Raw genomic sequence first — 25,096 nt, forward strand, 5'->3', positions numbered from 1 at the left:
CGCGCGGACTCCGCCGCCATGGACGGTTCCCACTTCGCATGATGTCCCCATGAGGTTCTCGCCGCGCACGAGCGTCGTGCTCGTCCTCGTGGCCACGGGGCTCGTGCAGGGGCTGACCTATCTCGCGCGGCCGTTCATCACCTATGCCGCGCTCGACGCAGGGATCAGCACCGGCGCCGTCGGTGTCATCGGCGCGGCCTATGCCGCCGTGGCGCTGCTCATCGCCATCCCGATGGGCAAGTGGAACGACCGGCTGGGCGCCTGGCCGCTGTTCGTCGCCGGTGCGGGACTCATGTGCGCCGCTGTCGTGGCGCTGGCCACGACACCCGGGTCGGCGGTGGCGCTCGCCGCGGTCGGGGGCCTGCTCGGCGCCGGCCACCTCGCCTGCACCGTGGCGGGGCAGAGCGCGGTGGCCACGGCAGCCGGACCGGGACGACTCGACTCCGCCTTCGGGCACTTCACCCTCGTCGCCTCCCTCGGCCAGGCCCTCGGTCCGCTCGCGCTCGGGCTCGCCCCCCGGGCGGCATCGGGCGAGGGCCTGACCCGCCTCGCGATCGTCATGGTGGGGGCGGGCACGGTCCTGCTCGTCCTCACCCTCATGAACCGGCTGCCCCCGCCCGTCGTGCCCGACGAGACGCACGAACCCTCCAACGTCCGCCGGATCCTGGCCATCAAGGGCCTCAAGCCGGCGGTCCTCGCGAGCGCCGTGATCCTCTCCGCGGTCGACCTCACCGTCATCTACCTTCCCGTCATCGGGGTCGAGCGTGGGTTCAGCGCTGGACTCGTCGGCCTGTTGCTCGGGCTCCGGGCCGTGGCCTCGATGGTGAGCCGCTTCTCCATCAGCCGCATCGTCGCCCGCATCGGTCGCACCCGCTTCATGGTGACGAGCGTCCTCGTGGCCGGCGTCACGCTCGTGCTCACCGCCGTGCCCATGCCCCTGCCGGCTCTGGGCGTCGTCATGGTCCTCATGGGACTCGGCCTGGGCGTCGGCCAGCCGCTGACCCTCGCCTGGTTGTCGTCGGTGGCGCCTGCGCCGGAACGAGGGCTCGCGCTCGCACTCCGCCTCACCGGCAACCGCATCGGCCAGCTCGCCATCCCCGCCGGCGTCGGTGCCCTCACCCCGGTGTGGGGCGCAGGCGCGGTCTTCCTCGTCACCGGCGTCGCCGTCGGCTCGCTCGCGCTGCTCTTCCGCGGGGACGACCTGGAGACGGCCACGGCCGACTGAGCGGTGCGCCACGGCGCCCGAGTGCCGGTCCCTCCGCTGAGTCCGCCCACGGAGCACGATGGGCTCATGCCCGCCCGCATCGACCTCAACGCCGACCTCGGTGAGTCCCTCGGCACGTGGCGCCTCGGCGACGACGAGGCGATGCTCGACGTCGTCACGAGCGCCAACATCGCGTGCGGCTTCCACGCCGGCGACAGCCTCACGCTTCGCCGGACGTGCGAGGCGGCGGTGGCGCGCGGCGTCGTCATCGGCGCGCAGGTGGGCTACCGCGACCTCGTCGGCTTCGGCCGCCGCTTCATCGACATGGACCCCGACGAGCTCGCCGCCGACGTGGTCTACCAGGTCGGCGCTCTCGACGCGCTGGCCCGCACGGCCGGCGGACGCGTCGCCTACGTCAAGCCGCACGGCGCCCTCTACAACGCGCTCGTCCACCACGAGGAGCAGGCAGAGGCGGTCGTGCGCGCCGTCGCCGACCTCGACCCGTCCCTCCCCGTCCTCGGTATGCCGTCCTCGGCCTTCCTGGGTCGGGCTGCGGCGGCGGGGCTGCGCACCGTCACCGAGGCGTTCGCCGACCGCGCCTACGCACCGGACGGAACCTTGGTGCCCCGGAGCCGACAGGGGGCAGTGCTCGACGACCCCGAGGTCATCGCGGAGCGGGTCGTACGGCTCGTCACCGACGGTGTCGTCGCGGCGACCGACGGCACTGACGTCGCGGTCGTGGCCGAGTCGGTCTGCACACACGGCGACTCGCCCGGTGCGGTCGCCTCGGCCCGCGCCGTCCGCGCGGCCCTCACCGACGCGGGCGTGACGATCGCGCCCTTCGTGGCCTGAGCGCCGCCGTGCCCGTCGCCGTCCGCCTGCTGCCCATGGGCGAGTCGGCCTGGCTCGTCGAGACCGACGACCTCGACGCGGTGCTCGCTCTCGAGTCCGTGCTGCGTCCGCTCGTTGAGGCCGGACAGGGCGTGTGGGCCGAGGTCGACGACGTGGTGCCCGCGGCACGCACGGTGCTCGTGGTCGCCCGACCCACGACCGACCTCGCTGCCCTCTCCACCGCAATCCGCCGTGCCGCCGGCGGAGTGGACGGCACCGTCGCACCGGAGTCGTCCGCGGTGGTCGAGGTGCCGGTCCGCTACGACGGGCCCGACCTCGACGAGGTCGCCGCGCACACCGGGCTCTCGCGCGACGAGGTCGTCGCCGCGCACACCGGCCGCGAGTGGCGGGTGGCCTTCGGCGGCTTCGCTCCCGGGTTCGCCTACCTCGTCGGCGGCGACCCACGCCTCGTCGTGCCGCGCCGGGCCGAGCCGCGCACGCGTGTCCCCGCCGGGGCGGTCGCGCTCGCCGGCGAGTTCACCGGCATCTATCCCCGCGAGTCACCCGGCGGCTGGCAGCTCGTCGGCACGACCGACCTCGTCCTCTGGGACCCCGAGCGCGACCCACCCGCCCTGCTCACGCCCGGGACGACGGTCCGCTTCACCCAGGCGTCAGCGGTGTGCACTGCTGCGCCACACCCCAGCATTGCCCAGCCCCACAGCACTGCTGCGGACCAGCGCAGCGGTGCACGGCGTCACGACGCCCTGCCTGAGCAGCCGGCGCGAGCCCGCGCGCTCGAGGTCCTCGACCCCGGACCGCTCACCCTCGTCGAGGACCTGGGGCGGGTCGGGCACGCCGCCGTCGGTGTCGGGCGGGCGGGGGTCGCCGACGTCGGCGCCTTCCTCCTCGGCAACCGGCTGCTCGGCAACGTCGCCGGCGCCCCCGCCCTCGAGGTGACCCTCGGTGGCCTGCGGCTGCGGGCGCACGGCGACCTCCTCGTCTGCCTCACCGGCGCGCACGCGCCGGCCCTCCTGGACGGACGGCCGGTCGGCCATGCCGCGCTCGTCGAGGTCAGGGACGGTCAGGAGCTCTCGCTCGGCGCGCCGTCCACGGGTCTGCGGACCTATGTCTGCGTGCGCGGCTGTCTCGACGTGCCGCCCCTCCTCGGGTCCGCGTCGAGCGACACGATGTCGGGCCTCGGCCCGCCGCCACTGCGCACCGGGCAGGTGCTCGCCATCGGGTCGAGCACCACGGGCTTCCCCGTCCTCGACGCCGCCGCCGTGCCCGCGCCGCCATCGGGAACGGTCGAGCTCGACGTCGTCCCCGGACCGCGGGGCGACTGGTTCGCCGACCCCGATCAGCTCGCCCGCACGACGTGGACCGTGTCGTCGCACAGCGACCGCAAGGGCGTGCGGCTCGACGGCGACCCCCTCACGAGACGCCCCGAGCGACGCGACACCGAGCTGCCGAGCGAAGGCATGGTGCGTGGTGCCATCCAGGTGCCGCCGAACGGCCGGCCGGTCGTCCTCCTCAACGACCACCCGGTCACCGGCGGCTATCCCGTCATCGGTGTCGTCCGCGCGGCCTCGGTCGACCGCGCTGCCCAGCTCCAGCCCGGTCAGGACGTGCGCTTCCGCTGGCGCTGAGCGGACTGGCCCTCAGGTGCGGGTGAGCGCCTCGACGGCTCGACCGACGCCGTCCTCGGCGCGGATCGCCGCTCCCACCAAGGCCGCTCGCCACGCCGACTCCCCACGCGCGAACCCGCGCAGCACCTCGGTGAGCCACCCGACCGACAGCTGGTGCCGGCGCACCGGCCGGGCCGCGACGCCGAGCTCCCACACCCGCCGGCCCCAGTAGGGCTGGTCGCCGATGTGCGCCACGACCGCCTGCGGCACGCCGGCCCGCAAGGCAGCAGCCGTCGTCCCCGCGCCACCGTGGTGCACGACCCCGGCCATCCGGGGGAGCAGCCACCCATGGGGCACGCTTCCGACGGCGTGCACCCACGCGTCGTCGTGCGCCGCCAGACCCGCCGAGCCGGAGTGCAGCACGACTCGAACCCGGGCCGCGCGGGCCGCGGCCGCGACGAGCTCGCCCAGGTGCCGCGCCTCGCTCGTCGACATCGACCCGAACCCCACGTATGCCGTCCGCCTGCCCTCGCCGACCCAGCTCGCCAGCGCGTCGTCCGGCACGAAGCCAGGGTCGTCGTCGAGGAACCAGTAGCCCGTCACCTCCGGGTCGCCGTGCCAGTCCGGGGCGGGCGGCACGACGAGCGGCGACGCGGCGAGCAGGGCCGGTGTCCGGCGCATCGCGTCGAGCATGCCGCGCGCGCCGGTGGGGGCGAGGCCGAGCTCACGGCGCACCTGGTCGCCGGGCGGGGCGAACACCGACGCGACCGTCGCCCGGAGCACGTGTCCCGCAGGAAGATTGAGCACCGAGGACCGTCGTGGCAGCACCGGCTGGAGCCCCGCCGTCCCCTCGCGCGTCGGGCGCACGGGAGCGAACTCGGTCGTCACGTGCCGACCGCCACCGACGGAAATCAGCGCGTCCGCCGCGTGGACGGTGAGCATCCCGCTGACCCACAGGTCCGCCGAGCCGACGAGCGGAAGCCACGCACCGGCATACTCCTTCACGGTCGAGCGGACGAAGCGGCGCAGCGCCACCAGCTCGTGCCACGGGCTCCGGCTCGACTCGCCGAGCCAGGCGACGCCGAGCGGCGACGCGATGAGCTCCTCGATCCGGACCCCCGCGGGGGCGAAGCCCACACCGTGCGAGGTCACGAGCGGCTCGAAGTCGTCGCCGGCGCACACCGTCACCTCGTGGCCGGCGCGCTGCAGACCGACGCCGAGGGCGACCATCGGCTGGACGTCACCCCGCGAACCGGCCGCGAGGATGTTGACCCTCACGTGAGGCGGATCCGCCCCACGTGATGCCAGAAGCGCTCTCGCACACCGTGTCTCGCCGCGTCGTCGATGTCGTAGGCAACCGACCGGCTCGACAGGTCGAGCAGCAGCGCCCGGTCGAGCTCGCCGGGGACGGTCGGCTGCGCGGCCCGCAGCTCGGCGAGCGACGCGGGCGTCGCGGTGCGGCACCACGACGACACGACGGCATACGCGACGGCGTCCCAGAGGCCCGGTCCCGCCTCGGTGCCCGGCCCGGTCGTCGCGGTGAGGGGCTCCGGGAGCACGACCTCGCTCGCCCGCTTGCGTCCCAGCACGGCCGGCGACGGCATCGGCATGCCGGCCGGTTCCGCTTGCGGCACAGGCTCGCTCGCGTCTCGCTCGCCACCGTCGGCCATGTCATCGGTGGAAGCGGCACCGACCTCGGGGGCACCAGCGACCGCACCGTCGGTCACCTCGTCCGTGGCGTCGTCGGCGGGCGCGCCGAGCTCGTCGGCGACGGCGTCCTCCTCGCCGAGGCCGGCCACGAGACCGGGGGCCAGCGCCCGCGAACGCACACAGGTGTCGACGGTCTCGGTGGCGACGAGAAGCTCGTCGTCGACGGCCCGGCGCAGGTGCTTGGAGACCGCGTGCGACGTGCCGTTGACCCCGGGCACGGAGAGCAGGCGCACCTGGACGCCGGCGCCCTGGGCCTCCTCGACGGCCTCGGTGAGGTCGTCGTCCCCGGAGACGAGGTAGACGACGTCGGCGACGCGAGCGCGGCCGTGCAGGGCGAGGTCGAGCCCGAGCCGGACGTCGACGCCCTTCTGCTCGCCGGCGTAAGAGAGCCGCCCGAGACGGAGCTTGACCTTGGGCAGGAGGCCGATCTGGTCCTGGTGGTGGTCGGGCTGGCCGCCCGGGCGCGAGCCGGAGTCGTACCAGTTGACGCGCAGCACCGACAGCCCCGAGTCCGCCTCGACCTGGTCGATGAGCCGGCTCACGAGGCCGGGGTAGTCGACCTCGATGCCGCTGCGCAGCGACGATCCCGTGACGCGCGTCGCGGCGGAGGCGAGGAGGTAGCCGACGTCGACGTAGACCGCGCACCAGGAGCTCATGACGACACCCTCCCATCCGGATCGTCGGTCGCGGCCTCGGCGCCACTCCCGGCCGAGCCCTGGAGCCCGCGCGACACGTGCTGCTGAGCGAGGCGCCGCAGCGCCACGAGGACCGGGTCGACGAGGACGGTGCCGAGGACGACGTGCCGCACGGCGCGCACCGGGTCGGCGGGGACGCTGCGCACGTCCACCTCGGCGACGCCCTCGACGTGGTCGGCGTAGCGGTCCATCCGCTCCTCGTCGAGGCCCAGGGCCGCGTGGTCGCAGGCCTCCCAGGCGCGGGCGAGCTCGTCGACGAAGGGGTCGTGTGGGTCGACCTGCCAGCCGTGGCGCTCGACCCAGGCGAGGACCCGCTCGCGGGACGCGTCCTCGTGGGCGCCGTCCGAGCCACCCGCGCCCGGGTCGTCACACGGGACCGCACCTTCGGGAGCGAGAGTGCGCTGCGCCGCCTCGAGGACGTGCAGCCGGTCGGTGCCCGGGTCGGTGATGACCTCGAGCACCCGCCGGATCCGCGCGAGTGACAGCCCACCCACCTCGCTCAGCGCCCGCACGAGCCGGACCCGCTCGACATGACCCTCGTCGTAGTCGGCCGAGGTCCGCGACAGTGCCCGGCCGGGGTGCAGCAGCCCCTCGCGCAGGTAGTACTTCAGCGTGGCGACCGAGACGCCGGTCTCGGTCGACAGCTCGGCGAGCCGCACGGCATACCTCCTCGTGGACGTTCGGGTCTTGACTTTGGATAGTAGACCTCTCCAAACTTGTCGACAGACGGGATAGCGCCACTATCCAACAACCCCGGAGGACCCCATGACCGCCGAGACCACCCCGACCGAGGCGGCCACCGACGCCCGCGTCACCCACACGACACACGCGTGGGAGGGCGACCTCGTCGTCTTCCACATCGGCATGACGATCCGCAAACCGCACCGCCCCGACCTCTGGCTGCCGGTCGCCGCCGCGATGCCGAAGATGCTCGCCGAGCTCGAGCGCAACAAGGCCGCCGCCGCCCGGGGCGACGAGGAGGATCTCGGCTTCCTCGGTGCGCGCACGCTCCTGAGCGGCCGCGGGCCCTGGGTCGTGCAGTGGTGGCGCAGCACCGAACAGCTCTACGCCTACGCACGCCTCGCCGACCGGGCGCACCTCCCGGCGTGGCGAGCGTTCAACACCGCCGCGCGGCGCTCGCCCGGCGCGGTCGGCATCTGGCACGAGACGTATGCCGTCCCCGCCGGTTCCGTGGAGACGATTTACGGCAACGGGGCCGCCGTGGGCCTGGGCGCGATCACCGGCACGGTCCCCGTGACCCGCAGGGGCCGTGCCGCGAGGGAGCGTCTCGGCAGCACCGTTGCTGACGGCTGAACCACCGGCGAGCGCCGCACGGCGTCACTAGGGTGAGGAGGGCAGTCGAGATCCGCCCTCCGAGAGGACCCACGCGATGACGACCCCTGCCCTCGGCACGCCCTGGCAGACCCGATCCGACGCCGGTGCCGAGTCGCTCGACGACGCCACCCTCGGCCGCATCCACCGGTGGTGGCGCGCGGCCAACTACCTCTCCGTCGGCCAGATCTACCTGCTCGACAACCCGCTGCTGCGCAAGCCGCTCCACAAGGACCACGTCAAGCCCAGGCTCCTCGGTCACTGGGGCACGACCCCCGGCCTCAACTTCCTCTACGCCCACCTCAACCGGGCCATCGACGAGCGGAAGCAGTCGACGATCTACATCACCGGCCCCGGCCACGGCGGGCCCGGGCTCGTCGCCAACACCTACCTCGAGGGCACGTACTCCGAGACCTACCACGACATCACCGAGGACGAGCCCGGCCTACAGCGGCTCTTCAAGCAGTTCAGCTTCCCGGGCGGCATCCCCTCGCACGTCGCCCCCGAGACCCCCGGGTCGATCCACGAGGGTGGCGAGCTCGGCTACGCGCTCTCGCACGCCTACGGGGCCGCGCTCGACAACCCCGACCTGCTCGTCTTCGCTGTCGTCGGTGACGGCGAGGCCGAGACCGGGCCGCTCGCGACAAGCTGGCACGCCAACAAGTTCGCCAACCCGGCCACGGACGGCGTCGTCCTGCCCGTCCTCCACCTCAACGGCTACAAGATCGCCAACCCGACCGTCCTCGCCCGCATCGGACACGACGAGCTCGAGTCGCTCATGGTCGGCTACGGCCACAGGCCGTTCTTCTTCAAGGCCGGGTTCGACGACGAGGCGCCCGAGAGCTACCACCGGCGCTTCGCCGAGCTGCTCGACGAGGTCCTCGACGAGATCGCCGCCATCAAGGCGAAGGCCGCGATCGCGGGAGCCGACGAGGTCGAGCGGCCCCGCTGGCCGATGATCGTCTTCGAGCACCCCAAGGGCTGGACCGGGCCCAAGCAGATCGACGGCAAGCCGACCGAGGGTCACTGGCGCAGCCATCAGGTACCGCTCGCCAGCGCGCGCGACACCGACGAGCACCTCAAGGACCTCGAGGACTGGCTGGGGTCGTATGCCGCCGACGAGCTCTTCGACGAGGCCGGGCGGCTCCACGAGGACATTGCGCAGCTCGCCCCCGTGGGTCCGTTGCGGATGGGCGCGAACCCCCACGCGAACGGCGGCCTGCTCAAGGTGCCGCTGCGGCTGCCCGACTTCCGCGACTTCGCCGTCGAGGTCGACCCCGCGGCCCGGGGCGCCGCCGTCGCCGAGGCCACCCGGGTCCTCGGCACGTGGTTCGCGTCCGTCATGGAGGCGAACCCGGAGAACTTCCGGATCTTCGGCCCCGACGAGACCGCCTCGAACCGGTTGGGCGGGGTCTTCGACGTCACCGCGAAGCAGTGGAACGCGGCATACGAGCCGTTCGACGAGGCCGACCCGATGCGCAAGGTGGGCAAGGTCCTCGAGATGCTCAGCGAGCACCAGTGCCAGGGCTGGCTCGAGGGCTACCTGCTCACCGGGCGCCACGGGATGATGAGCAGCTACGAGGCGTTCATCCACATCGTCGACTCGATGTTCAACCAGCACGCCAAGTGGCTCAAGGTCACGAACTCCATCGAGTGGCGCCGCCCCATCGCCTCGCTCAACTACCTGCTGAGCTCGCACGTCTGGCGGCAGGACCACAACGGCTTCAGCCACCAGGACCCCGGCTTCATCGACCACGTCGTCAACAAGAAGGCCGACATCATCCGGGTCTACCTGCCGCCGGACGCCAACACGCTGCTGTCGACGTGGGACCACCTCCTGCGCACCGACCAGTGCGTCAACGTCGTCGTCGCCGGCAAGCAGCCCGGGCCGACGTGGCTGACGATGCAGGAGGCGATCCACCACTGCACGCGCGGCCTCGGCGTGTGGGACTGGGCCGGGTCCGAGGGGCCGGGCGGGGAGTGCGACGTCGTCCTCGCGTGCGCCGGTGACGTGCCGACGGTCGAGGTCATGGCGGCGGCCCAGCTGCTGCGCACCCACCTGCCCGAGCTCAAGGTGCGCGTGGTCAACGTCGTCGACCTCATGCGGCTCCAGGACGAGACCGAGCACCCGCACGGGCTGAGCCACCGCGACTTCGACACGATCTTCACGCCGGACAAGCCGGTGATCTTCGCCTACCACGGCTACCCGTGGCTCATCCACCGCCTCACCTACCGCCGCACCGGCCACGAGAACCTCCACGTGCGCGGCTACAAGGAGGAGGGCACGACGACGACGCCCTTCGACATGGTCATGCTCAACGACCTCGACCGCTTCCACCTCGTCATCGACGTCATCGACCGCGCCCCCGGGCTCGGGCCGAGGGCGGCCGGGCTGCGGCAGCGGATGCAGGACAAGCGCTTCGAGGCGCGGGCGCACGCCACCACCTACGGCGAGGACCTGCCGGAGGTGCGCGACTGGGTGTGGGCCGACGTCGGCGAGACCGGCACCGAGCAGGGCGGCCCCAACGCCACCCAGATGACCGGCGGCGACAACGACTAGAACTCAGGACCTAAGCCCCATCTGCCCGTGAACCGCTGCTTCTAGCGTCGGAGGTACCGGAGGGAGAGCCCCACCGGACCACCTACCAACTGGAGGTAGACACCATGGCCACCACCAAGCACCACGAGGCGGTCCGGGCCCACGACACGACCCGCACCCACGACCTCGACGTCCGCGAGGGCGCCCACCTGGAGGAGGTCGTCGGCAACCCCGTCGCCCGCTGGGCGCTCGTGGCCCTACGGTTCGTCCTCGGCTTCACCTTCCTGTGGCCGTTCCTCGACAAGCTCTTCGGCCTCGGCTACGGCACGCCGGCCGAGAACGCCTGGGTCAACGGAGGCTCGCCGACCACCGGGTTCCTCACCAAGAACCCCGCCGTCGTCGAGGGCCCGTTCGGTGACTTCTTCGCCAACTTCGCCGGAGGCTTCTGGGACTACCTCTTCATGGGTGGCCTCCTCGGCATCGGCGTCGCCGTCCTCCTCGGGGCCGGCATGAAGATCGCCGCCTGGTCGGGCACGCTCCTCATGGCCCTCATGTACCTCGCCGAGCTCCCCATCGGGCGCGACGGCGAAGGCTTCACCAACCCGATCTTCGACAGCCACTGGATCGAGGCGCTGGCGCTCATCGTCCTCGCCTACACCTTCAGCGGCGACAAGCTCGGACTCGGTCGCTGGTGGAGCAGGATCGTCGGCGAGGACAGCATCCTCCGCTGACGACCCGGACCGGCCGCCGCATCCCCTCCGGTGCGGCGGCCTCTCCATGTCCCGGCCCACCCCTGCTCCGGTCCCCGCACACGCATCTCCACACATCGCCCACGCACGCCTCACCAGTCACCACAGACCCGGCAAGTAGCATCGCTACGGCAACCAGCACGTCGACGTCACGCCAGGAGGTGCGCCCATGGGCCTGTTCGACCGCATGGAGGGCAAGCTCGAGCGCGCCGTCAACGGCGTCTTCGCCAAGGCCTTCCGCTCCGAGGTCCAGCCCGTCGAGATCGCGAGCGCGATCCGTCGGGCGATGGACGACCGTGCCGCGACCGCCGGGTCCGGCCGCAGCCTCGTCCCCAACGTCTTCACGGTCGAGCTGAGCGAGACCGACTTCGAGCGCCTCACCGACCACGGTGTCGAGCTCGAGAACGAGCTCGTCGCCGCCGCCGAGGAGCACGCCGACAGCCAGCACTACCAGCCCGGCGGCCCCATCGACATCCACTTCGACGAGGACGCCGACCTCGAGACGGGCGTCTTCCGCGTCCGCCCGAGCACCGCGAAGCGACCGCGCGCCACCGGCATGACCGGTCAGCACCAGCCCGTGCCCCGCGCGCGACGAGCCGACCCGTATGCCGGCCGCCCACCCGCCGCTGCCGGCGCGGGTGCCGCTGCGGCCGGCGCCGCAGCCGGGTCGGTCCCGCCCCCGCGTCGCCCCGACCCGAGGTACGCGGCACCGGAGGCCGACGGGCTCGGCGAGACCGCGGCATACCAACCGGCGAAGCCGCCGAGCAAGCCGCGCCGGACCAACCCGGCCGACCGGCCCTGGCTCGACGTCGACGGCGAGCGCTACCCCCTCATGGGCGCGATCACCGTCCTCGGCCGCGACGACAGCGCCGACATCACCCTCGACGACCCCGGGATCTCCCGCCGCCACAGCGAGATCCGGGTGACGCAGGACGGCCCCAACACGGTCGCGACGATCCGCGACCTCGGCTCGACCAACGGCACCTTCGTCAACGGCGGGCCCGTCACAAGTGAGCACCTCGAGTCCGGCGACCGCATCACCGTGGGTCGCACGTCCGTCACCTACCGCGCCGGGCGCAAGTGAGCGCAGGACCGACATGAGCGAGCTCACCATCACCGTCATGCGCCTCGGGCTGCTCGTCGCGCTCTGGGCGTTCGTCATCGCCGTCGTCGGAGTCCTGCGCGGCGACCTCTACGGCACCCAGGTCACCCAGCGACGCGCGTCCCCGCCGCGTGGCAACACCCCGCGTCCGGCGGCCCGTGGCAGCGCCGCGTCCGTCCCGGCCGAGCAGCGTCCCGTCGGCCGGCGCTTCAACGCCCGCCCCGCCAGCCGCGAGCCCAACCACCTGCGTGTCATGAGCGGCCCGCTCGCCGGCACGAGCCTGCCGCTGCGCGAGGCCGGCATCCTCATCGGCCGCAGCCCCGAGTCCGCGCTCGTCCTCGAGGACGACTTCGCCTCCGGGCGCCACGCCCGCATCTTCAAGGGCCCCGACGGCTGGGTCGTCGAGGACCTCGGCTCGACCAACGGCACGTTCATCGGCCCCCAGCGCCTCACGACCGCCACACCGGTGACGGCCGGCACCGAGATCCGGTTCGGGACGACCGTCGTCGAGCTGCGGAGGTAGCCGTGGCGATCGCGTTCCACTTCGCCGCCCGCTCCGACGTCGGGATGGTGCGGACCAACAACGAGGACAGCGGGTATGCCGGCCCGCACCTCCTCGCGATGGCCGACGGCATGGGCGGCCACGCCGGTGGCGACGTCGCCTCGTCAGCCGTCCTCGGCGCGCTCGTCCCGCTCGACGGCGAGTCGTTCTCGGGCACCGACGCGACCCAGGCGCTGCTGCGCCGGATCACCGCGGCCAACGCCGCCCTCGGCCAGATGGCGCAGGACGACCCCGACCTCGAGGGCATGGGCACGACCCTCATCGCCATCCTGCGGGCTCGCGACAAGCTCGTCCTCGCCCACATCGGCGACTCGCGGGCGTTCGTCGTGCGCGACGGCCAGGTCAGCCAGATCACCAAGGACCACAGCTTCGTCCAGTCGCTCGTCGACGAGGGCCGGATCACCGCCGAGGAGGCGTCGACCCACCCGCAGCGCTCGCTCGTCACCCGGGTCCTCACCGGCGCCGAGGGCGAGGAGCCCGACGTCGTCGTGCGCCGGGCCGTCGTGGGCGAGCGCTACCTCATCTGCTCCGACGGCCTCTCCGACTACGTCGCGCGCGACACCATCGACGAGGTCCTCACCACCGAGAGCCGTCCCGGAGAGTGCGCCGAGCGCCTCGTGCAGCTCGCGCTGCGTGCCGGTGCCCCCGACAACGTCACCGTCGTCGTCGGCGACGTCGTCGACCTCACCAAGGGCCCGGTGCCGAGCGACTCGCCCCAGGTCGTCGGGGCCGCCGCCGCGATCCGGCGCCACACCCGGCCCATCCCGGTGACCCCCGCCGAGAAGGCCGCCGCACTGTCGCAGGAGGCCAGCGGCACGCCCGACGAGGACCTCCACCTCGCCGACGAGGGACCCCGCTCCCGCACGGCCACACTCCTGCGCGGCCTCGGCGCCACGGTGCTCGCGCTCGTGCTCCTCGTCGGCGGTGGCTACGCCGCCTACGCGTGGACACAGGCGCAGTTCTACGTCGGCGTCAGCGAGGGACGGGTCACCGTCTTCAAGGGCGTCGACCAGACCATCGGGCCGATCAGCCTGTCGAGCCCCGAGACGATGAGCGGCATCGCCGTCGAGGACCTGCCCGACTTCTACCGCGGCCAGCTCTCGCGCGGCATCTCGATGAAGACCCGCTCCGACGCCGCCGCCCTCGTCCGCAACCTCGAGGTGCAGGCCGGGGCGTGCCGCTACGCGAAGTCGCAGGGCCGCGACTGCGCGACCGTCCCGTCCACCTGGACGACGCCGACGCCGACACCGACGCCCACCCCCACCCCGACGCCGACCCCCTCGGCGAGCGTGCCCGGAGCGGCCCCGTCGCCCAGCGCCCCCGTTCCCGGGTCGCCGGGACCGAGCGTCAGCCCCAACGCATGACCACCGTCTCCGCACTCTCGTCCCGCAAGGGCCGCAACGTCGAGCTCGGGCTCCTCGTCTTCGCGGTCGCCATCGTCGCGCTCGCCTACATCAACGTCGGCGTCGCGGTCGAGGGCGCCGTGCCGCCGAGCCTCGTCGCCGTCGGCACCGGCTTCCTCGTCATCACGGCCGCGTTCCACATCACGATGCGGCTGCGCGCGCCCTATGCCGACCCGCTCATCCTGCCGATCGCCACGCTCCTCAACGGGCTCGGCCTCGTCATGATCAACCGGCTCGACCTCGCCAACGACCGCAGCCTCGCCGAGGGCATGGCGCTGCGCCAGCTCATGTGGAGTGCCCTCGCCGCCGGGCTCGCGATCGCGGCGCTCATCATCCTTCGCGACCACCGCATCCTGCGCCGCTACACCTACCTCGCCGGCGCGATCGGCTTCGGGCTCCTGCTCCTGCCGCTCGTGCCCGGGCTGGGTGTGGAGAACTACGGCTCGCGGATCTGGATCGCCGTCGGGCCGTTCTCGTTCCAGCCCGGTGAGATCGCCAAGATCGTCCTCGCCGTCTTCTTCGCCGGCTACCTCGTGCAGACCCGCGACGCCCTCTCCGTCGCCGGCCGGCGGATCCTCGGGCTCACCCTGCCGCGGGCACGCGACCTCGGCCCGATCCTCGTCGCCTGGATGCTCTCGGTCGGCGTGCTCGTCCTCGAGAAGGACCTCGGCTCCTCCCTCCTCTTCTTCGGCCTCTTCGTCGCGATGCTCTACATCGCCACCGAGCGCACGTCGTGGGTCGCCATCGGCCTGCTCCTCTTCGGCGTCGGCTGCTGGGTCGCAAACCTCCTCTTCTCGCACGTGCAGCGGCGCGTGCTGCTCTGGCTCGACACGTTCAGCCGCGAGGCGCTCGACACCTCCGACCAGCTCGCCCGGGGCCTCATGGGCATGGCATCCGGCGGCATGCTCGGCACCGGCCTCGGCCGCGGACGCCCTGAGCTCACCTACTTCGCGGAGAGCGACTTCATCATCCCGAGCTTCGGCGAGGAGATCGGGCTCATCGGTCTCTTCGCGCTGCTCCTGCTCTACGTCCTCCTCGTCGAGCGCGGCCTGCGCACCGCCATCGGCGCCCGCGACGGCTTCGGCAAGCTGCTCGCCGCCGGTCTGGCCTTCTCGGTCGCCCTCCAGTGCTTCGTGGTCGTCGGCGGCGTCACCCGGGTCATCCCGCTCACCGGTCTGACGATGCCGTTCCTCTCGCAGGGTGGCTCCTCGCTCCTCGCCAACTGGACGCTCGTCGCGCTGCTCCTGCGCATCAGCGACCACGCGCGCCGACCGGTCCCCGACCCGGCGGCCCCCAACCCCGTGGCCAGCGAGCAGACCCAGGTGGTGAAGGTGCGATGAACCAGCCGATCCGCCGCCTCTCCTTCGTCGTCGCGCTGCTCTTCGCCTCGCTGCTCGTGTCGACGACGCTCATCCAGTTCGTCTGGGCCAAGGACCTCAACGCCCGCCCCGACAACCGGCGCACGCTGCTCAGCACCTATGCCCGCGAGCGCGGCCAGATCCTCGTCGGCGACACCGCCATCGCGAAGTCGGTCCCGGTCGACGACGAGTACAAGTGGCTGCGCACCTACCCCGGCAAGACGGCATACGCGCACATCACCGGCTACTACTCCTTCTACGGCGCGGGCGGCGGTCTCGAGCAGGCCGAGAACGGGCTCCTCTCGGGGAGCAGCGACAAGCTCGCCTTTCGACGGGTCTCGGACTTCTTCACCGGCCGCAAGACGGCAGGCGCCAGTCTCGAGCTCACCATCGACTCGGCGGTGCAGCAGGCGGCGATCAAGGCCCTCGACGGGCGCAAGGGCGCCGCGGTCGCGGTCAACCCGTCGACCGGCGAGATCCTCGCCATGGTGAGCAACCCGACCTACGATCCGTCCCCCCTGTCGTCGCACGACCTCACCCAGGTCGACGCGGCCTACAAGAAGCTCAACGGCGACGCCGACAAGCCGCTCGTCAACCGGACCATCGGCGGCGACCTCTACCCGCCCGGCTCGACCTTCAAGATCGTCACGGCGGCCGCGGCGCTCTCGAGCGGCCGCTTCGCGCCGGACACGGTGCTCCCCGGACCGGCCGAGCTCGACCTGCCGCAGACGACCGTCGGCCTGCCCAACTTCGGCGACCGCTCGTGCGGCCCCGACGACAAGACGACGTTCCTGCACGCCATGGAGATCTCGTGCAACAGCGCGTTCGGTCACCTCGGGCTCGAGCTCGGCGCCGACGCCCTGCGTGACCAGGCCGCGAAGTTCGGTGTGGGAGACCAGCTCTCGGTCCCGATGCGGGTGACGCCGAGCTCGGTCCCCGCCGAGCTCAACCCGCCGCAGCTCGCGCAGTCGGCCGTCGGCCAGTACGACGTGCGCGTCACCCCGCTCCAGGTCGCGATGTTCAGCGCCGGCGTCGCCAACCGTGGCATTGTCATGAAGCCGCACCTCGTCCGCTCGGTGCTCTCGAGCGACCTCAGCGTCATCGAGCGCGCCGAGCCCGAGGAGCTCTCGCAGGCCGTGAGCCCCGAGGTCGCCGCCCAGCTGACCGAGATGATGGAGGCCGTCGTCGAGGACGGCAGCGGCAAGCCGGCGCAGGTCGACGGCGTCCGCGTCGCCGGCAAGACCGGCACCGCGGAGACCGACCGGGTCTCGCGTGCTCACGCCTGGTTCACCGGGTTCGCGCCGGCCAACGACCCCCAGATCGCCGTCGCGGTCGTCGTCGAGAACGGCGGCGATCCCGACAGCGAGGCCCGCGGAGGCGGCGCCGTCGGCGGCCCCATCGCCAAGGCCATGATCGAGGCGGGGCTGAAGAGGTGACGGGCGTGACGAGCGAGGACCCCGTGCTGCTCGGGGGCCGCTACGAGGTCGGCGAGCTTCTCGGGCGCGGCGGCATGGCCGAGGTCCACCTCGGCCACGACACCCGGCTCGGGCGGCCCGTCGCGATCAAGATGCTGCGCAGCGACCTCGCCCGCGACCCGTCCTTCATCAAGCGGTTCCGCCGCGAGGCGCAGTCGTCGGCCGGCCTCAACCACAGCTCGATCGTCGCGGTCTACGACTCCGGCGAGGACCACACGATCGAGTCCGGGGGCGCCCGCGTGGCCGTCCCCTACATGGTCATGGAGTACGTCGAGGGCCGCACCCTGCGCGAGGTCCTCAGCGCCGAGGGCAAGCTCAAGACCGAGGAGGCGCTGCGCGTCACCGAGGGGGTCCTCGACGCGCTCGGCTACAGCCACCGCATGGGCATCGTCCACCGCGACATCAAGCCGGCCAACGTCATGATCAGCGACGACGGCTCAGTCAAGGTCATGGACTTCGGCATCGCCCGCGCCATCGCCGACACCGCAGCGACGATGACCCAGACGCAGGCCGTCATCGGCACCGCGCAGTATCTCTCGCCCGAGCAGGCCCAGGGCCAGAACGTCGACGCGCGCTCGGACCTCTACTCCGCCGGCTGCATGCTCTACGAGCTGCTCACCGGCCGCCCGCCCTTCATCGGCGACAGCCCCGTCGCCATCGCCTACCAGCACGTCGGCGAGCAGCCGATCCCCCCGTCCGCCCTCGAAAAGTCCATCCCCGAGGAGCTCGACGCCGTCGTCCTGCACTCGCTCGCCAAGCCGCGCGAGGACCGCTACCAGGACGCCGCGTCCTTCCGCAGCGACCTCCAGCGCGTCCGCCTCGGCCGCCCGGTGAGCCCCGAGGCGACCGCCTCGCTCGCGGCCCTCGCCGCCGGTGCCGCGCCGACGCTCTCGTCCTCCGAACCCACCGAGGTGTATGCCGTCCAGACCCGTCGCCGGGACGACGCGGCCGCCGCTGCACCTCCGGCGGGTCCGGTCACCTCGACCTTCCCCGCGGCCGTGCCGCGCGACGAACGTCCGCGCCACCGTGGGCGCCGGGCCGTGCTCGTCACCGTCGCCCTGCTCACCGCCGCCGCGCTGCTCGGGTTCGGGCTCATGCAGTACCGCGCGATGCAGGCCGAGGCGGCCAAGGTGTCCGTGCCACCGGTCGAGGGCAAGCCGGTGCCGACGGCCCTTGCCGACCTGCGCAAGGTCGGGCTCGACGAGGTCACCCAGACCACGGCGCGCAGCGACACGGTGCCCGAGGGCTCGGTCGTCTCGCAGACCCCCGAGCCCGGTGCTCGCGTCGACCCGGCAGAGACCACGGTGGCGCTCGTCGTCTCGACGGGTCCGAGCTCGGTGGCCGTCCCCCAGCTCGCGGGCATGACCGTCGCCGAGGCGACCGCCGCGCTCGAGAAGCTCAAGCTGACGCTCGGCAAGACCGAGAAGGTCAACACCTCCGCGCAGCCCAAGGACCGCGTCGTCTCGTCGACGCCCAAGGTCGGCGAGTCGCGCGAGCCGGGCACCGTCGTCAACCTGCAGGTCGCGTCGGGCATGGTGGCCGTGCCCAAGCTGACGGCGATGACCCAGGACCAGGCCTCGGCGGCGCTGCTCGCCATCGGCCTCAAGCCCAAGACGACCTACCGCCAGACGTCGCAGGCGGCCGAGGGCACGGTGATCGCGCAGGACCCGGACGAGGGCGAGCTCATCGCGCTCGGCTCCGAGGTGACCATCCGGGTCGCCCAGAAGCTCCCGCCGCCGCCGCCGCCCACACCGACGCCGACACCCACCGCGACGCCGTCGGGGAGCCCGACGCCCACCGCCACGCCGACCCCGTCGGTCACCCTCCCCAACCCCTGACCGGGGCACACGGCATACGGGCGTGTCGTCACGCCTCGGACCGGAGGGAAGGTTGAGGGTCCGGAGGGAAATGTCTCCTCCGGATCCTCAACGTCCCCGCATGGGGAGCAAAAGGTGGGACGAACCCGGGCGGGAGCGTCAGCCGGTGACCTGGGCGGCGATGTCGGCGACGTCCGCGCCGTGCACGAGCGGGCTCAGCCCGTGCGAGCGCTCGACGGCGCCGTCGTCGCCGCACACCTCGAGCCAGTTCGCGAGGAGGCGGTGGCCGCCCTGGGTGAGGACCGACTCGGGGTGGAACTGCACCCCGTGCAGCGGCAGCTCGCGGTGCTGGACCGCCATGATGATGCCGCTGCCGGTCTGCCCGGTGCTCACCAGCGCGTCCGGCATCGTCGGCGGGTCGATCGTCAGCGAGTGGTAGCGCGTCGCCGTGAACGGCGAGGGCAGGTCGGCGAGCACACCCTGGCCCGCGTGCGCGACGAGCGAGGTCTTGCCGTGGAGCAGCTCGGGGGCCCGGCCGACCGTCCCGCCGAAGACGACGCCGAGCGCCTGGTGGCCGAGGCACACCCCGAGCATCGGCTGCGACCGCTCGGCGCAGGCCTCGATCATCGCCATCGAGACCCCGGCCTCCTCGGGGGTCCCCGGGCCCGGCGAGACGAGCACGCCGTCGAACTCCGCTGCGTCAGCCGGAGCAACCGCGTCGTTGCGCACGACGGTGCACTCGGCGCCGAGCTGCTCGAGGTAGCCGACGATCGTGAAGACGAACGAGTCGTAGTTGTCGACGACGAGGATGCGGCGGGCGGTGGTGGTCACGAGTGCTCCGGGATCGAGAAGGACGGGTATGCCGTGGCACCAGTATCCGTGCCGACCGTCGTCTCGTCGTAGGGCAGCCACGATGCGACGAGCGGGAAGAGCCACTCGAAGCACACGACCACCACGAGCGCGAGCAGCACGAGGAGGAGCAGGACCCGGACGAGGACGGGACCCGGCAGCGCTCGCCACAGTGCGGCATACATCAGGAGGTCTCGATCACGAGGGCGCGGTCGTCGGGGCGGGTGTCGGTGGGGTCGCCGGCGCTGGGAGGTCGTCGACGAGCGAGAGCTGCTCGCGGGTGCGGGTCCGGACCAGCTCGGCGTGCACGACGTAGCGCTGCTTCGCGCTGAACCTCGGATGGCACGACGTGAGCGTGAGCATCGCCTTCGTGGGCTTGGCCGCCCGGTCGCCGGGGACAGGAGCGATGACCTCGGACTCCCAGGGACGCACGATGGTGTGGCTGCGCACGGCATACACGCTCTCGCCCGCCACGGTCTCGACGATGACCTCGTCGCCGGGACGCAGGCTGGCGATCTCGGCGAGCGGCTTGCCGTAGGTCGTGCGGTGGCCGGCGATGGCGAAGTTGCCGACCTCACCGGGTCCGGCGGTGCCGACGTAGTGGCCGAGGCCGCGGGCGAGCTCGGCCGCCGACGTGCCCTCGACGAGCGGACGCTCGTAGTCGCGGCCGAAGCGCGGGATCCGCACGACGGCGAAGGCGTCACCGCCGATCCGGGTGGCGGTGGCACCCGCCGGGTCGCGCGTCGCGTCGGCGAAGTCCTGCTCGAGGCTCGTCACGGTGCGGGCCTGCGCCCGGTCCGAGACGACGTCGGTCCACAGGAGCTGCCACACGACGAAGAGCAGGACGAGCCCGCCCAGCGTGAGGAGCAGCTCGCCGAGGACCCCCACGGCACGCCTCACCTGTCGTCGTCCACCGTGGCGTAGTCGGGCGTGATCGAGCCTGCGTAGGCGGGGAACTCGTACCTGTCGGAGGAGCGCACCTGGTAGCCGAGGCCGACGGCGCGGACGTACTCCTGGTAGATCGACACCTCGGGCGACTGGTTCAGCATGTCCCGCAGCCTCGCCGGCTCGCCGATCGCCCGGATGCGGTAGGGCGGGGAGTAGACGCGGCCCTGGAGGATGAGCGTGTTGCCGACGCAGCGGACGGCGCTCGTCGCGATGATCCGCTGGTCCTGGATCATCATCGCCTCGGCGCCGCCGGCCCACAGGGCGTTGACGACGGCCTGCACGTCCTGCTGGTGCACGACGATGTCGTCGACCGAGAAGCCCTCGGGCAGCTGGTCGACGGGGAGCTTGGAGTCGGTGAGCTGGACCTCGACGCCCGGACCCTCGACGTCGGTGCGCCCAGCCGCGAGACCGAGCGCGTCGCCCTTCTTCTTGAGCTCCTCGACCTCGGCGTTGCCGGGAGCGCCGCCGAGGGTGAGCGCGTCGACCTCGGCGTTGAGCGTCTCGAGCTCCTCGGTCATCCGCGCGTTGTCCTGGGTCTGCTCGCGGATGATGTCGGGCAGGCCGGCGGCGTCCGAGCGCAGGCTGCGCCCCTGCGCCACCGAGCCGCTCGTCGCGAAGAGGATCCCGGCGAGGATGGCGACGACAGGCACGAGCACCGACCACACGGTGGGTCGCCTCGTGCGGAACCTGCGCTCGACCACGCGGTCACCACCTCTCCGATCTTCAGGCTCTACGCTAGGCCACGACCCCGCTAGCCAAGGAGAGAGTCCGTGCCAGAGTCCAAGGGCCGCGCCAAGCCCGCCTACACCCCGCCCCGCACGGCGCAGACCACGAACGTCAAGCCGAACCCGCGCTGGTTCGTGCCCGTCATGCTCGGGCTCATGCTCATCGGGCTCGTCTGGGTCGTGACCTACTACATCTCCGGCGCGAAGGAGTACCCGCTGCCGCAGATCGGTCGCTGGAACCTCGGCGCGGGCTTCGCGTTCATGATGGCCGGCTTCCTCATGACGACGCGCTGGCGCTGAGCGCCCTCCTCCCGACGTCCCGAACGGCCCCCGACCTCGTGGTCGGGGGCCGTTCCGTTGCTCCGTATGCCGGCGCACGCAGAGCGTGGGACCCGCGCCCGCCGTCCGTGGACGGGTCTCCGACCGTGTGGACGACCTGTGGACGAACGCCCGGTTGTCCACAGGGGTTATCCCCACTGTGGAGAATGACACCGGTGTAATCCACAGGCGACGCGCCTGCCGTCCACAGTGCTGGGCACGCCGAGGGCAGGGGTCGAGCCCTGTGCACAGCGACGTCAGAGGACCGAGCTGGTGACGGCGTACTTGACGACGGTGAGCACGAGCAGCAGCACCGCGATGGCCGCGAGGCCGGCCCAGTGGAGGCCGAAGCCGGCGCGCTGTGTCCCGGCGCCGTCGGGCCGGCGACCGAGGTAGGCGAACACCGCCGCGCACGCGGCACCGACGACGAGCCCGCCGAGGTGGGCCTGCCAGGCGATGCCGGGGACGACGAACCCGAGGACGGCGTTGATGCCGATCGTCGCGACCATCGGGCCCGCGGACCGGCCGAGCCGGCGCTGGAGGACGAGGAAGGCGCCGAAGAGGCCGAACACCGCCCCCGAGGCGCCCACGGCCGCGGTCTCCCACGAGCCGTAGTCGCCGTTGCGCATGTCGTCGAAGGTCGCCGGGAAGGAGAGCAGGAGGTACATCACCGAGCCCCCGAAGGCGCTGAGCAGGTAGAGCGCGGCGAAGCGGGCCCGGCCGAGCATCGGCTCGAGGTACTGCCCCATGACCCACAGCGCGTACATGTTGAACGCGATGTGCAGCAGCTGCCGCGGCGAGTGCGCGAAGGCGGACGTGAGGAAGCGCCACGGCTCGGTGTCGCCGAGGTAGGGCACGAACGCGACCTCGTTGGTGAGCCGCGGGTTGGCCATCTGGCCGAGGAAGACGAGCACGCAGATGCCGATGATCGTCACGGTCACGAGGGGACGCTCGCCGACGCCGGCCAGGTCGCCGCCGAAGATCGTGCGGCCCTGGCGGACCGACTTCTGCCCCTCGCGCACGCAGTCGACGCACTGGACCCCGACGGCCGCCGGGCGCTGGCACTCGGGGCAGACCGGGCGGCCGCAGCGCTGGCAGCGCACGTAGGAGACCCGGTCGGGGTGACGCGGGCAGACCGGCACGTCGTCGGGAGTGCCGGTCTGTCCGTATGCCGTCGGCTCGCTCATCGCGTCGAGCCTAGCTGCCGGGACGGCCGGGTCCGCGGCGGTCCCGCACGGCCCACCGCGTTGCGGGGAGCACCCACCACGTGCAGCATGGTGGCGACCGAACGGGGGGCAAGGGTGGACGAACGCTATCTGTACTTCGCGATGGCGGACTCGGACGTGTTCGACGTCCCCTGGTCCGCACACGAGACCCACCCCTACGACCTCTCCGACATCGTGCCCCCGACGTGGGCGACCCACCTGTCCGGGCCGTGGCTGCGTGCCGGCCCGCCGGGAGTGGACCTTCCGCCGGAGGGATGGAAGGTGCACGTCGCGGCCACGGTGGCGAGGGCGCCCAAGGTGCTCGGCGATGTGGCCCGCGTCTGTGTCGACCTCGGGGTGCCGTTCAAGATCCTGCGGGGTCCGCGCATGGTCCGGGCCGGCCAGCTCAAGTACTCCCCGCGCAGCCTCACCGGCAAGGCGGCAACGGTGTATCCACCCGACCTGGACATCCTTCTTCGCGTGGTTGACACCCTTGCCGCCACCCTCTCCGGGGTGAGCGCCCCGGCCATGCCCGGGGACCTCGAGCATCCGAATGCCCCTGTGGGCGTCCGGTTCGGCGCGTTCGTCGAACAGTGGGTCGAAGCGCCGGACGGGCGGACCCTACCCGGGGCCGGTGCCGTCGCCGACGACCGCACGGCGGCGGCCCCCGAACCACCGCCCGCCCTGGCCAGGCGCTTCGCGCGGACGCCGGACGCCACCCTCCCGCTGACCGAGGTCGCGGTCCTGCACCGTTCCAGCGCCGGTGGCGTCTATCGAGGGCGACTCGACGACGGTCGGCCCGTCGTCGTCAAGGAGGCGCGCCACCACACCGGACTCGACGGCCACGACGTCGATGCCGTGACCCGGCTGCACCACGAGCGGGCCGCACTCGAGGCCCTCCACGGCGCAGCGGTGGCTCCCGCCGTCATCGACCTCTGGCGCCGGCGCGATGCCGACTTCCTCGTGGTCGAGCTCGTCGACGGGCCCAACCTCGCGACGCTCCTCGGGCGCCGCCACCCCGACGGCCTGCCGTGGAGCACCCCCGCAGAACGCGCGGCCTACGTGCGGTGGACACGGCGCGTCTGCGACGACCTGCGGGACCTCGTCCGCCGGATGCGTGAACGCGACGTGGTCCACGGGGACCTGCAGCCGGCCAACGTGGTCATGGGCCCGGACGGTCCGAGGTTGGTCGACTTCGAGGGTGCGACCGTCGCCGGCGTGTCCGTCACGGGTGCCATCGGCACACCCGGCTATGTCCCGCCGGAGGGGTCGACGGTGGATCGGGACGAGTTCGCGGTCGCGAGGGTTGCCCGTGTCCTCGAGGACCCGGACGCGCTGCTCCTCGACCGGCGCCCCGACCTGGAGGCGCGCTTCGTCTCGGGCGTGGAGGCCAGTCTCGACCGCGGGCTGTGGCGGCGGCGGCTCACCGAGGGCATCCTGGCCCGGGCGACGCCAGGGCGCACCGACCGTCTCTTCCCCGGGGGGATCGAACAGTTCACGACGCCGCTGGGCTCGCACGACCTTGGCAGCGGTGCGGCAGGCGTCCTGCTGGCCCTGGCTGCGGTTGGCCATGACCCCGATCCGGCCCACCTGGACTGGCTCGCCGCCGTCCCCGGCCGGGTGGCTGCGGTGCGCGGACTGCTCGAGGGCGTGGACGGCATCGCGCTCGCCCTCGCCCGGCTGGGGCGGCTGGAGGACGCGGCCCGGCTGGGCGTCGACAGGCACGACCGCGTGCCTCGGGGGATGTCGTGGGCCCGCGGCAGGTCAGGGGTGACCGTGGCGATGGCCGAGCTGGCCGGCCTGCTCGACGACCAGGTGCTCCGGCGACAGGCAGGCGATCTCGCGCAGACCCTCGCGCGTGATGTCGTCGACGGGGCGCTCGAGGACCGGGAGACGGGCTTGCTCAGGGGAGGGTCGGGGGTGGCGCTGGCCCTCCTGCGGGTCGGTGAGCTCCTCGACCTCGACCTGCGGGGTGCGGCGCTGGCTGCGCTGCACCACGAGCTCGGCGCCCTCGAGTGGCGTGGAGACTGCCTCGTCGCGCTTCCCGGCGGCCGCGTCCGGACGGGCCTGGCCCATGGGACCGCGGCCTCGCTGCTGGCCGCCACTCTCCTCGACGACCGGTCCGGGGAGCTGGACCGGGTGCGCGCCGGACTGCGCTGCACCCTCACCCGGACGGCCGCACCGGTGGCCGGGCTGCTCGACGGACTCGCGGGTGAGGTCGCAGCCCTCGACCGTGCCGGGGACATCGGGCCTCTCGCCACCCGGCAGGAGCGCCTGTCATGGCACTGCGTGCCGATCGGCTCCGGCTGGTCCGTGCTCGGGGCCCAACGGCTGCGCTGCAGCGACGACCTCGCCACCGGGTCGGCCGGGGTCCTCCTCGCCCTCGCCGACGACCCCGCAGCGATGACAGCCAGCCTGCTCGGCCTGCCCGCACGGCTGGGGGCCGAACCCGAAGCCCTCCCACCTGCCATGACAGTCGTCATGTCCGACCGATGACACCTCCCACTGGTCGGGACCTTCCGACGCCGGTTGAATCGCAGGCGGGGGTCGGGGAACAGCCCGCGTCCCGCGCCGAGATCCATGACCAACCGGAGGATGTCCACCATGACGACAGAGAACCTGCGAGAGCTGCCGGACCCCGAGGTCGAC

General features: G+C 72.7%; 22 protein-coding genes. 14 read left to right on the forward strand and 8 right to left on the reverse strand.

The features are described from left to right. The first annotated feature begins 49 nt into the window (after nucleotides 1–49). From ACOJV7_RS07160 to ACOJV7_RS07170, 3 genes are all read left to right on the forward strand, one after another. Nucleotides 50–1,225 carry an MFS transporter gene (locus tag ACOJV7_RS07160; protein ID WP_420189443.1) on the forward strand — a complete coding sequence of 392 codons (1,176 nt, stop codon included), beginning with the start codon at nucleotides 50–52 and terminating at the stop codon, nucleotides 1,223–1,225. A gap of 66 nt (nucleotides 1,226–1,291) precedes the next feature. Continuing rightward, nucleotides 1,292–2,056: a LamB/YcsF family protein gene (locus ACOJV7_RS07165; protein ID WP_420189444.1), complete on the forward strand. Its 765-nt coding sequence runs from the start codon at nucleotides 1,292–1,294 to the stop codon at nucleotides 2,054–2,056. 8 nt (nucleotides 2,057–2,064) lie between these two features. Further along, a complete protein-coding gene (locus ACOJV7_RS07170; protein WP_420189445.1) occupies nucleotides 2,065–3,681 on the forward strand; it encodes a 5-oxoprolinase subunit B/C family protein in 1,617 nt (538 codons plus the stop codon). Nucleotides 3,682–3,693: 12 nt separating this feature from the next. On the opposite strand, the gene ACOJV7_RS07175 is transcribed toward ACOJV7_RS07170, so the two are convergent. The 3 genes from ACOJV7_RS07175 to ACOJV7_RS07185 are packed head-to-tail and all read right to left on the reverse strand — an operon-like array spanning nucleotide 3,694 to nucleotide 6,724. Beyond that, the gene (locus ACOJV7_RS07175; RefSeq protein ID WP_420189446.1) at nucleotides 3,694–4,938 is read right to left on the reverse strand and encodes a glycosyltransferase; all 1,245 of its coding nucleotides are present in this window, start codon (nucleotides 4,936–4,938) and stop codon (nucleotides 3,694–3,696) included. After that, nucleotides 4,935–6,026, reverse strand: a complete 1,092-nt coding sequence (locus ACOJV7_RS07180; protein WP_420189447.1) for an NYN domain-containing protein — start codon at nucleotides 6,024–6,026, stop codon at nucleotides 4,935–4,937. Before ACOJV7_RS07180 ends, ACOJV7_RS07175 begins: the two co-directional genes overlap by 4 nt. Beyond that, nucleotides 6,023–6,724: a MerR family transcriptional regulator gene (locus tag ACOJV7_RS07185; RefSeq protein ID WP_420189448.1), complete on the reverse strand. Its 702-nt coding sequence runs from the start codon at nucleotides 6,722–6,724 to the stop codon at nucleotides 6,023–6,025. The genes ACOJV7_RS07180 and ACOJV7_RS07185 overlap by 4 nt, the downstream gene beginning before the upstream one ends. A gap of 106 nt (nucleotides 6,725–6,830) precedes the next feature. On the opposite strand from ACOJV7_RS07185, the gene ACOJV7_RS07190 reads away from it, so the two are divergent. The 9 genes from ACOJV7_RS07190 (at nucleotide 6,831) to pknB (ending at nucleotide 18,423) form a co-directional block, all read left to right on the forward strand. Beyond that, nucleotides 6,831–7,379 carry a DUF4188 domain-containing protein gene (locus tag ACOJV7_RS07190; RefSeq protein ID WP_420189449.1) on the forward strand — a complete coding sequence of 183 codons (549 nt, stop codon included), beginning with the start codon at nucleotides 6,831–6,833 and terminating at the stop codon, nucleotides 7,377–7,379. A 76-nt stretch (nucleotides 7,380–7,455) separates the two neighbouring features. Then, on the forward strand, nucleotides 7,456–9,957 hold the full coding sequence (locus ACOJV7_RS07195) for a phosphoketolase family protein (protein ID WP_420189450.1): 2,502 nt from the start codon (nucleotides 7,456–7,458) through the stop codon (nucleotides 9,955–9,957). A gap of 104 nt (nucleotides 9,958–10,061) precedes the next feature. Further along, entirely contained in the window at nucleotides 10,062–10,667 is a 606-nt protein-coding gene (locus ACOJV7_RS07200) for a DoxX family protein (protein WP_420189451.1), read from the forward strand. 187 nt (nucleotides 10,668–10,854) lie between these two features. Next, complete coding sequence (locus ACOJV7_RS07205) at nucleotides 10,855–11,769, forward strand: FhaA domain-containing protein (RefSeq protein WP_420189452.1); 915 nt, start codon at nucleotides 10,855–10,857, stop codon at nucleotides 11,767–11,769. 13 nt (nucleotides 11,770–11,782) lie between these two features. Then, on the forward strand, nucleotides 11,783–12,310 hold the full coding sequence (locus ACOJV7_RS07210; RefSeq protein WP_420189453.1) for an FHA domain-containing protein FhaB/FipA: 528 nt from the start codon (nucleotides 11,783–11,785) through the stop codon (nucleotides 12,308–12,310). 2 nt (nucleotides 12,311–12,312) lie between these two features. After that, on the forward strand, nucleotides 12,313–13,713 hold the full coding sequence (locus tag ACOJV7_RS07215) for a PP2C family protein-serine/threonine phosphatase (protein WP_420189454.1): 1,401 nt from the start codon (nucleotides 12,313–12,315) through the stop codon (nucleotides 13,711–13,713). Further along, nucleotides 13,710–15,092 (forward strand): FtsW/RodA/SpoVE family cell cycle protein, encoded by a 1,383-nt coding sequence (locus ACOJV7_RS07220; protein ID WP_420189455.1) that lies wholly within the window; start codon nucleotides 13,710–13,712, stop codon nucleotides 15,090–15,092. Before ACOJV7_RS07215 ends, ACOJV7_RS07220 begins: the two co-directional genes overlap by 4 nt. Further along, nucleotides 15,089–16,546: a peptidoglycan D,D-transpeptidase FtsI family protein gene (locus tag ACOJV7_RS07225; RefSeq protein WP_420189456.1), complete on the forward strand. Its 1,458-nt coding sequence runs from the start codon at nucleotides 15,089–15,091 to the stop codon at nucleotides 16,544–16,546. The genes ACOJV7_RS07220 and ACOJV7_RS07225 overlap by 4 nt, the downstream gene beginning before the upstream one ends. A gap of 5 nt (nucleotides 16,547–16,551) precedes the next feature. Beyond that, complete coding sequence (gene pknB, locus ACOJV7_RS07230) at nucleotides 16,552–18,423, forward strand: Stk1 family PASTA domain-containing Ser/Thr kinase (RefSeq protein ID WP_420189457.1); 1,872 nt, start codon at nucleotides 16,552–16,554, stop codon at nucleotides 18,421–18,423. A gap of 138 nt (nucleotides 18,424–18,561) precedes the next feature. On the opposite strand, the gene ACOJV7_RS07235 is transcribed toward pknB, so the two are convergent. Genes ACOJV7_RS07235 through ACOJV7_RS07250 form a run of 4 tightly spaced genes read right to left on the reverse strand, consistent with a single transcriptional unit; the run spans nucleotide 18,562 to nucleotide 20,900 of the window. Further along, nucleotides 18,562–19,233 (reverse strand): aminodeoxychorismate/anthranilate synthase component II, encoded by a 672-nt coding sequence (locus ACOJV7_RS07235; protein ID WP_420189458.1) that lies wholly within the window; start codon nucleotides 19,231–19,233, stop codon nucleotides 18,562–18,564. Next, the gene (locus tag ACOJV7_RS07240) at nucleotides 19,230–19,436 is read right to left on the reverse strand and encodes a hypothetical protein (protein WP_420189459.1); all 207 of its coding nucleotides are present in this window, start codon (nucleotides 19,434–19,436) and stop codon (nucleotides 19,230–19,232) included. Before ACOJV7_RS07240 ends, ACOJV7_RS07235 begins: the two co-directional genes overlap by 4 nt. A gap of 13 nt (nucleotides 19,437–19,449) precedes the next feature. Further along, complete coding sequence (locus ACOJV7_RS07245; RefSeq protein WP_420189460.1) at nucleotides 19,450–20,151, reverse strand: class E sortase; 702 nt, start codon at nucleotides 20,149–20,151, stop codon at nucleotides 19,450–19,452. Then, nucleotides 20,148–20,900, reverse strand: coding sequence for a DUF881 domain-containing protein (locus tag ACOJV7_RS07250; RefSeq protein WP_420189461.1), 753 nt, complete (start codon nucleotides 20,898–20,900; stop codon nucleotides 20,148–20,150). The genes ACOJV7_RS07245 and ACOJV7_RS07250 overlap by 4 nt, the downstream gene beginning before the upstream one ends. A gap of 69 nt (nucleotides 20,901–20,969) precedes the next feature. On the opposite strand from ACOJV7_RS07250, the gene ACOJV7_RS07255 reads away from it, so the two are divergent. Next, the gene (locus tag ACOJV7_RS07255; protein WP_420189462.1) at nucleotides 20,970–21,224 is read left to right on the forward strand and encodes a cell division protein CrgA; all 255 of its coding nucleotides are present in this window, start codon (nucleotides 20,970–20,972) and stop codon (nucleotides 21,222–21,224) included. Nucleotides 21,225–21,499: 275 nt separating this feature from the next. Here the strand turns inward: ACOJV7_RS07255 and ACOJV7_RS07260 are convergent, their stop codons facing one another. After that, nucleotides 21,500–22,429, reverse strand: a complete 930-nt coding sequence (locus ACOJV7_RS07260) for a rhomboid family intramembrane serine protease (protein ID WP_420189463.1) — start codon at nucleotides 22,427–22,429, stop codon at nucleotides 21,500–21,502. Between the two features lie 114 nt (nucleotides 22,430–22,543). Between ACOJV7_RS07260 and ACOJV7_RS07265 the strand changes: the two genes are divergently transcribed. Beyond that, a complete protein-coding gene (locus tag ACOJV7_RS07265; RefSeq protein WP_420189464.1) occupies nucleotides 22,544–24,943 on the forward strand; it encodes a class III lanthionine synthetase LanKC N-terminal domain-containing protein in 2,400 nt (799 codons plus the stop codon). The last annotated feature ends 153 nt before the right edge of the window (nucleotides 24,944–25,096 follow it).

Source organism: Knoellia tibetensis (genome assembly GCF_048606415.1).
Taxonomy (GTDB): domain Bacteria; phylum Actinomycetota; class Actinomycetes; order Actinomycetales; family Dermatophilaceae; genus Knoellia; species Knoellia tibetensis.